This is a genomic window from Phaeobacter sp. 11ANDIMAR09, assembly GCF_001294455.1.
Classification (GTDB): domain Bacteria; phylum Pseudomonadota; class Alphaproteobacteria; order Rhodobacterales; family Rhodobacteraceae; genus Pseudophaeobacter.
In genome coordinates, this window is sequence record NZ_LIKT01000073.1 from 1 (window position 1) to 2,523 (window position 2,523).

Annotated in this window: 2 protein-coding genes; both read left to right on the forward strand. The window is 59.5% G+C overall.

Annotated features, from left to right (window positions below; translation table 11 throughout):
- Positions 1-134: 134 nt before the first annotated feature.
- Complete coding sequence (locus AN476_RS22080) at positions 135-1,007, forward strand: site-specific integrase (RefSeq protein WP_054463913.1); 873 nt, start codon at positions 135-137, stop codon at positions 1,005-1,007.
- Positions 1,008-1,016: 9 nt separating this feature from the next.
- The gene (locus AN476_RS22085; protein ID WP_054463914.1) at positions 1,017-2,219 is read left to right on the forward strand and encodes an IS91 family transposase; all 1,203 of its coding nucleotides are present in this window, start codon (positions 1,017-1,019) and stop codon (positions 2,217-2,219) included.
- Positions 2,220-2,523: the final 304 nt, after the last annotated feature.

The following is a 2,523-nucleotide window of genomic DNA, read 5'->3' on the forward strand; positions in this document are numbered from 1 at the left end:
ACGAGGACGAAACCGCTCTCGCGGTATTGGCGCTAGTGGCGTGCGCTGTGCGTTGATTTGAGTGCTGTGATTTTGTGAACTGACGCACCTCTCGGACGATTGGGGCCTTCTCAATCTGATGACAGGAGGTTCCTATGACGGACCAATATGTTCCCAAATTGCGCCAGCGTTTCCTTGAAGACATGCGGATCAAGGGGCTACAACGCAAGACGCAGACGATGTATTTGCGTGCGATGCGCGACTTCACGCGGTATCTGGGCCATTCGCCGGACAGTGCGACGCCGGAAGAGCTCCGGGCTTTTCAACTCGACATGAAGGAGCGCGGTGTTGGCGCACCGACTTTCAACAACCGGCTGACAGTGCTGAGCTTCTTTTTCGCGACGACCTGCCCGCGACCGGAGATGAAACGGCATATGCGGTATCAGCGGGCGGCAAAGAAGATCCTCGTGGTGCTGAGCGCCGAAGAAGTCACGCGCATTCGCGAGTCTGCGCCAGGACCCGGGCTCCGCTATCGGGCGGCGTTCAGTGTTGCTTATGGTGGCGGGCTGCGCGCCAGCGAAGTCACGCATCTCAAGGTGGGCGACATCGACAGTGACCGGATGCTGATCCGGGTCGACCAAGGCAAGGGGCGCAAGGACCGCCATGTGATGCTGTCGCCAAGCCTGTTGGAGCTTTTGCGCGACTATTACCGCGAAGCGCGGCCTGGCGGTTGGCTCTTTCCCGGTCGCAATCGGATCGACCCGATCTCGACGCGGCAGTTCAACCGAGCCTTTGGAGTTGCCTGTGACTTCGCCGAGATTAGAAAGAAGGTGTCGCCGCATACGTTGCGGCATAGCTTTGCCACGCATCTGCTAGAGGGTGGAACAGATATCCGAGTGATCCAGGTGCTCCTCGGTCACGCCAAACTAGAGACCACGACGGTCTACACCAAGGTGGCGACCAAGACGATCCAGGACGTCACCAGTCCGCTCGATCTGCTGGTGAGACGAGAGGCGGCACCCGGCTAATCCCGGTCCATGCCCCGTCCAAATTTGGAGGTTGCGGATATCTTCCGCGCCCATGGGCCTGCGTATCGCCGTGAGAACGCCAGCCATCTGAACCTGCCACAGTTGAAGGTGATGTCCGCGATCGAGAACTGCCGCAGCGCTGCGCTCGGCGGGCATGTTGCGGCTTGCACAAAGTGTGACCATCAGCACATCGCTTACAACTCGTGCCGCAACCGGCACTGCCCGAAGTGCCAGGGGGCAACCGCCAAGGATTGGATGCAGGCGCGGATGGACGACCTGTTGTCTGTCGAGTACTTCCACGTGGTCTTCACGCTGCCCACGCCAATTGCGGATATCGCGTATCAGAACAAGGCGGCGGTTTATGGTCTGCTGTTCAAAGCATCGGCACAGACGCTGCTGACCATCGCCGCCGATCCCACGCACCTCGGCGCTCGGATCGGCATGACCAGCGTCTTGCACACATGGGGATCAGCGATGACGCACCACCCGCATGTCCATGTTGTTGTGCCAGGTGGTGGAATGTCACCGGATGGCAAACGCTGGATCTCTTGCCGCCCGGGGTTCTTCCTGCCGGTCAAGGTCCTGTCGCGGCTGTTCCGCCGATTGTTCCTCGAAGGGCTGATGAGGCTGCACAAAGCAAGCAAGCTAAGGTTCTTCAGCAATCTGTCGGGGCTGACCGATCCCGACACGTTCGCAACCCATCTTGCGCCACTGCGCAAAACCGAATGGGTCGTCTATGCTAAACGACCCTTCGGCGGACCGGAACAGGTGCTGGCCTATCTGAGCCGCTATACGCACCGGGTCGCAATCTCTAACCACCGCCTGGTCAGTGCCGATACGGACACCGTGGCGTTCCGCTGGAAAGATTACCGGATCAAGCGTGGCGACCGTATGAAGATCATGCGCCTGCCCACGGGTGAGTTCATCCGCCGCTTCCTGACCCATGTCCTGCCATCCGGCTTCCACCGCATCCGTCATGCAGGATTCTTGGCGAATAGCATTCGCCGTGACAGGATCGCGATGATCAGGCGCTTGTTGGACAGTGCGCCAGAGCCGGACCAAATGGCTCAAGACGATCCGCTCACCAGCGCTGATGATGAGGATCAGCCTCAGCCTTGCCCGAAATGCGGCGGCCCGATGCGTGTCATCGAAACCTTCCTGCGCAGCCAATCCCCTAAATCCCGCGCACCGCCTTGGGAGGATACCGCATGATCCAACCATCACACCCGGTTCCACCATCCGCAGGCACCGGACCATTCGGTGTGGTCACTCCAACGAAAGCCACGTTGCAACACGCCCACAGCTACAGCAAAATGACCGTCCCAACACGCCAACGGCACACACAGCTTGGCCGATCGACACTGATAAGAAGTGTCAACTTCCTGCGTCAGTCCACCGGCTAAACAAGCCTCGCGCTACTATCCCCATAGCACCGAAATCCGCCCGCGCTTTCCTCCTTGTCAGATTTGTTGCCGCTGCAGCTCACGCTGACAGCAGCCACAAACCTTAGACAAAG

Bases quoted from the DNA above. Each gene is read 5' to 3' on its own strand.
- AN476_RS22080 (WP_054463913.1), top strand. From the start codon at position 135: ATGACGGACCAATATGTTCCCAAATTGCGCCAGCGTTTCCTTGAAGAC.
- AN476_RS22085 (WP_054463914.1), top strand. From the start codon at position 1,017: ATGCCCCGTCCAAATTTGGAGGTTGCGGATATCTTCCGCGCCCATGGG.